General features: G+C 58.7%; 5 protein-coding genes and 1 pseudogene. 5 read left to right on the top strand and 1 reads right to left on the bottom strand.

The window, feature by feature from the left end; genetic code table 11:
* Positions 1-276, top strand: a 276-nt coding sequence (locus EOA86_RS21175) for a thiosulfate oxidation carrier complex protein SoxZ (RefSeq protein ID WP_206630091.1), incomplete at its 5' end; no start/stop codon positions are given.
* Positions 277-336: 60 nt separating this feature from the next.
* Here EOA86_RS21175 and EOA86_RS21180 read toward each other — a convergent pair.
* Positions 337-690 (bottom strand): hypothetical protein, encoded by a 354-nt coding sequence (locus EOA86_RS21180; RefSeq protein ID WP_065010909.1) that lies wholly within the window; start codon positions 688-690, stop codon positions 337-339.
* Between the two features lie 686 nt (positions 691-1376).
* Here EOA86_RS21180 and EOA86_RS21185 point away from each other — a divergent pair.
* The 4 genes and pseudogenes from EOA86_RS21185 to EOA86_RS21200 all read left to right on the top strand — a co-directional run.
* Positions 1377-3275, top strand: coding sequence for a methanol/ethanol family PQQ-dependent dehydrogenase (locus tag EOA86_RS21185; RefSeq protein WP_065010908.1), 1899 nt, complete (start codon positions 1377-1379; stop codon positions 3273-3275).
* 178 nt (positions 3276-3453) lie between these two features.
* Positions 3454-3978, top strand: a complete 525-nt coding sequence (locus EOA86_RS21190) for a c-type cytochrome, methanol metabolism-related (RefSeq protein WP_127208879.1) — start codon at positions 3454-3456, stop codon at positions 3976-3978.
* Between the two features lies 1 nt (position 3979).
* On the top strand, positions 3980-4843 hold the full coding sequence (locus EOA86_RS21195) for a quinoprotein dehydrogenase-associated putative ABC transporter substrate-binding protein (protein WP_245485634.1): 864 nt from the start codon (positions 3980-3982) through the stop codon (positions 4841-4843).
* A 10-nt stretch (positions 4844-4853) separates the two neighbouring features.
* Positions 4854-5179 (top strand): annotated as a pseudogene (locus EOA86_RS21200) (PQQ-dependent catabolism-associated CXXCW motif protein); the annotation flags it as partial.

Genomic DNA, 5179 nt, shown 5'->3' on the forward strand with positions numbered 1-5179 from the left:
GAATTGCAGCTGATGATCCGCCACCCGAACAATTCGGGCCTGCAGCGGAACCCGTTGACCCAGCACTTCATCCCCGCGCATTTCGTTCAGAAATTGTCGATCTCGCAGGCAGACCGGCCGATCCTCTCGATGGAAGGCGGGATATCGATTTCGGAAGACCCCAATTTCCGGTTCGATTTCACGGCGCACGGCACTGGCCAAATCCAGGTCGAAGCGATCGACACGGACGGCAAGGTGTTTCGAGATCAATGGCCACTGGAGGCTACAGGACTCTGACGCCTCGATACCGTATGCAGCGGTTGTCTCCCGCCGTCGGCGCTCTTACCCGGGCACGCTCTAAAAGCAGCGCACGTCGGCTTCCGCCTGCGCGCGCTTCAGTTCCGTGCTTGCGGCTTTTGCCGGCGCGCTTTCGCGAAACAGTCCCGAACGCTCCCCTGTCGTCAGGGACATGCTCTTGAAGGTCTCGGCCCTTTCATAATCCTCGAACGGAAGGATCGAGGCGATGACGTCGATCGAGCAGGAACAGCTTTCCAGCGCCTGACGTGTCCGGCCATTCGTCTGCATGCAGCCGAGCACATAGTCGACAACTGTCGTTGTTGGATAATCTCCGGCGGCACCGGCCGGATTGGCGAAGGCCAGAGCCGATGCCAGCAACAGCGGCAACGTCGACAAGCCGACATATCTGAGCATGGGAACCCTCCGATTGGCGCGGACATGATAGATCGAGCCCGATGGGTCGAGCCCATGGATCGAGACAGGATCACCGCACCAGTTGGCCTCGTGCCATCACCCCCGTCAAGTTCTCTTGCTGGCCATATAGTACCAAAGGAGCAAGGCCGTGCCGGCCGACAAAAGGCCTCCCAGACAGCACGATCATCCGCTGTGAATCGTGGTGCTGACCTTCATTTCATGTCTCCTTCACTATCGGCACCCGGAGCAACGGGCGCATACTTAACGTCACGCGACCCAATGAATATTCATAAATAAAAACCAATACATTCCGCCAAAAAAATACGCAAAATTGGGGAACTTATATAAATCCAGCCTCGTTCACAGTCGATCAATAGCTTTCTGTATGGGTTTTTTCATATCTATTTCTCTATATTGCAGTGCAACATAGCTGGAAGTGATTTTTCTTGCCTTCCGCCTGGGAATGACATAGCTTCATCCTGTTTCCGGCTTCAAGGGCGTCACCGTCATTAGGGAGCGGCGACAGTCTTTCGTAGGCCAAGTGGGATGGGCAGTAACGGTGCCCTCTGCTCATTCGGCTTAGGTCGTGACACGCTGCCGGAAATACTTCCCCCACATGAATCGCTTGGGCAAGCCCTCGTGGGCTCGACGGACGATTCGTCATTGTGAACCCTGGGAGGACTTTGATGCGTGTACTTGCGAAAACTGCCTACCTACTAACGACCGCGGCGCTCATGTCGTTCGGCGCGGTCCACATGACGTCGGCCAATGAAGAACTGATAAAAATGGCCGAAAATCCCAAGGACTGGGTGATGCAGACGGGTGACTACGCCAACACCCGCTTTTCCAAACTTAACCAGATCACCAAGGACAATGTGAAGAACCTGCAGGTCAAGTGGAGCTTCTCCACTGGCGTGTTGCGCGGCCATGAAGGCGGGCCGTTGATCATCGGCGACGTGATGTATGTCCACGCGCCGTTCCCGAACACAGTCTATGCTCTCGATCTCAACAATGACGGAAAGATCCTCTGGAAATACGAGCCCAAGCAAGACCCCAATGTCATTGGGATCATGTGCTGCGACACGGTCAATCGTGGCGTCGCCTATGGCGACGGCAAGATCATTCTAAACCAGGCCGACACCACCGTAGTCGCGCTCGATGCCAAGACCGGCAAGGTTGTCTGGTCGGTCAAGAACGGCGAGCAGACCGACGGCGGAAAGGGCGAATCCGGTACGTCAGCGCCCGTGGTCGTCAAAGACAAGGTGCTCGTCGGCGTCTCCGGCGCTGAATTCGGCGTTCGGGGCTGGCTGGCCGCCTACAATCTGGCAGACGGCAAGCTCGCCTGGAAAGCCTATTCGGAAGGTCCGGACGCAGACACCCTGATCGATCCCGAAAAGACCACCCATCTCGGCAAACCTGTCGGAAAGGATTCCGGCATGAACACCTGGGAAGGCGAACAGTGGAAGACAGGCGGCGGCACGACATGGGGATGGTATTCCTATGATCCCAAGCTGAACCTGGTTTACTATGGTACCGGCAATCCCTCGACATGGAACCCGGTGCAGCGCCCAGGCGACAATCGCTGGTCGATGACGATAATGGCTCGCGATGCGGATACTGGTGTTGCCAAATGGCTCTACCAGATGACCCCGCATGACGAGTGGGACTTTGACGGCATCAACGAGATGATTCTCGTCGACGGCATGGAGGTCAACGGTGCCAAGCGCGACGTGCTGGTGCATTTCGACCGCAACGGCTTTGCCTACACCATGGATCGCGCCACTGGCGAACTTCTCGTCGCCAAGAAATACGATCCGGCAGTGAACTGGGCGACGGAAGTCAACATGGACCCCAGCAGCGACCAGTATGGCCGCCCGCAGGTCGTGGCCAAATATTCGACCCAGCAGAACGGCGAAGACACCAACACGACGGGCATCTGCCCGGCGGCGCTTGGAACCAAGGACCAGCAACCGGCGGCCTATTCGCCGAAGACCGGCCTGTTCTACGTGCCGACAAACCATGTCTGCATGGACTATGAGCCTTACAAGGTGAGCTACACTGCCGGCCAGCCTTACGTGGGCGCCACCGTGTCGATGTATCCTCCCCCTGGAGCCGACCATATGGGCAACTTCATTGCCTGGGATGCTGCCAAAGGCGAGATCGTCTGGTCGAAGCCCGAGAAGTTCTCGGTGTGGTCGGGCGCGCTGGCAACGGATGGCGACGTCGTCTTCTACGGCACGCTCGAGGGCTACATCAAGGCGGTCGATCATGACGGCAACGAACTTTACAAGTTCAAGACCCCGTCCGGCATCATCGGCAACGTCACGGCCTACGAGCATGGCGGCAAGCAGTACATCGCCGTTCTGTCCGGCGTCGGCGGATGGGCCGGTATCGGTCTGGCAGGTGGACTGCTTTCGCCCGAAAACGCCGCTGCCTGGCATGGCGCCGTCGATCAGGGCCGTGCGCAAGGCGACGAGACCGCGGTCGTTGGGACTGCTGGTCTGGGCGCGGTCGGTGGCTACGCAGCACTTGCCGACTATACGACGCTGGGCGGCCAGCTCACCGTCTTCGGTCTCCCGGACTGATACACGGGAACTTAGGCACGCCTCGGGGTCTTGTGAGAAGACCAAGGCTTGAAAAGCGAGAGCCCGGATCACCGGGAAGCCAGGACCGGGCTCTCAATTTTGCCGCGCACTCCAACATCGATCAATGCCGCTTCACGACAGCAAGACCGTGTGCAGGCGAAATGAAGGAAGAGTCTGAATGTCCGTTCGCCTTGTAATTTCCGTTCTCGCTCTGGCTCTGCTGCCGCTGGCAAGTTCAAGTCTCGCGCAGGCCTCGGACAGCGCGGAAAAAGCCAAGGTGGCGACGGAAGAGGACGGCAAGTATTTCGACGCGGAGGGCAATCCGACCTACAAAATCGAAAACGGAACCGTCGATTGGTACACATTCAGCGGTTACCGCCGGTATCACTCCGATTGCCATGTTTGTCACGGACCGGACGGCACGGGTTCGAGCTATGCGCCGGCCCTGGTCAACAGCCTGAAAACCATGGATTACGCGACTTTCCTCTCGATCGTCGCCGAAGGCCGCAAGAATGTCGGCGGCGGCAAGGAGAACGTCATGCCAGCCTTTGGCGACAATAAGAACGTCTATTGCTACATGGATGATCTCTACGTCTATCTGCGTGCCCGCGCCGACGGTGCGGCGCCCCGCGGCAGGCCGCCGAAGAAAGCAGACAAGCCACAGGCAGCGAAGGATGCCGAAGCATCCTGTATGGGTGGATGATATGATTGACCGTGATGCGTCGAAGCTGCGCTTTGTCCTGCCGATGCTCGGCGCACTCGCCTTGCTGACTTGGAACGCCCAGGCGCAGGACGCCGGCCTTGGTGCCGCGGGAGAACTGGTCGACCCCGACATTCTGCGCGTCTGCGCCGATCCTTCGAACATGCCTTTCACCGACGAGAGCGGCGAAGGCTTCGAAAACAGGCTGGCCGAACTGGTTGCCGCGAAAACCGGCCGCAAGTCCGTCGCCTATACATGGTTTCCTGTTGTCGCTGGCTTCGTGCGCAACACGCTGGCGGCCAACCGATGCGACATCATCATGGGTTACGCTCAGGGCGATGAACTGGTGCAGAACACCAACGCCTACTATCGCTCCTCCTATGTGCTGGTGCACCCGAAGGGCAACGGCATAGAAGGCGTCGAGACGATCGAGGATCCGAAACTCACCGGCAAGAAGATCGGTGTCGTCGAAAGCACGCCGCCGACTGCCAATATGGCCGCCAACAAGCTCTTGCGAACGGCAAAAATCTATCCGCTGGCGGTGGATACGCGCCTCACCCCTTCCATGGGGGAAGTCATGATCAAGGACATGCTTGCCGGCAAGATCGATGCGGCTGTCATGTGGGGACCGATGGCAGGCTACTATGCCAAGGAACTCGGCGCCGATCTCACGATCGTTCCGCTGGTGAAGGAAAAAACCGGCTCGCGCATGTCCTACCGCATCACCATGGGCGTGCGTCCATCCGACCAGGAATGGAAGCGGACGCTCAACCGGGTGATCAGGGAAAACCAGGCGGAGATCAACAGGATCCTGCTGGACTACAATGTGCCGCTGATCGACGAACACGATAATCCGATCACGCAATGACGAAACCGGTATGAAGGGAAAGGAGACGATTTTGCTGGTCGCTGCGGGCCTTCTGGGTCTGACCCCACCGATGTGGGCTGGCGATGTCGCCGAGCCCGGTGGCTACCGGATGAACGATTATCGGGCGCCGGTGCCGCAGACGCTGCGGGGCGCCAGCGTGGTGACGACAGCAGAGGCGGAGGCGCTGTGGCGGGAGAAGAAGGCGGTGTTCTTCGACGTCATGCCGAACACGCCGAAGCCGGCTAATTTGCCGGCAGGAACGATTTGGAGAGACACGATCAGAAAGGACATCCCGGGCAGCACCTGGCTGGCCAATGTCGGTTACGGCGCTATATC

The organism is Mesorhizobium sp. M5C.F.Ca.IN.020.32.2.1, from assembly GCF_004023105.1.
In the GTDB taxonomy this organism is placed as follows: domain Bacteria; phylum Pseudomonadota; class Alphaproteobacteria; order Rhizobiales; family Rhizobiaceae; genus Mesorhizobium; species Mesorhizobium wenxiniae.

Coding starts and splice junctions, on each gene's coding strand:
- EOA86_RS21180 (WP_065010909.1), bottom strand. CDS start 690: ATGCTCAGATATGTCGGCTTGTCGACGTTGCCGCTGTTGCTGGCATCG.
- EOA86_RS21185 (WP_065010908.1), top strand. CDS start 1,377: ATGCGTGTACTTGCGAAAACTGCCTACCTACTAACGACCGCGGCGCTC.
- EOA86_RS21190 (WP_127208879.1), top strand. CDS start 3,454: ATGTCCGTTCGCCTTGTAATTTCCGTTCTCGCTCTGGCTCTGCTGCCG.
- EOA86_RS21195 (WP_245485634.1), top strand. CDS start 3,980: ATGATTGACCGTGATGCGTCGAAGCTGCGCTTTGTCCTGCCGATGCTC.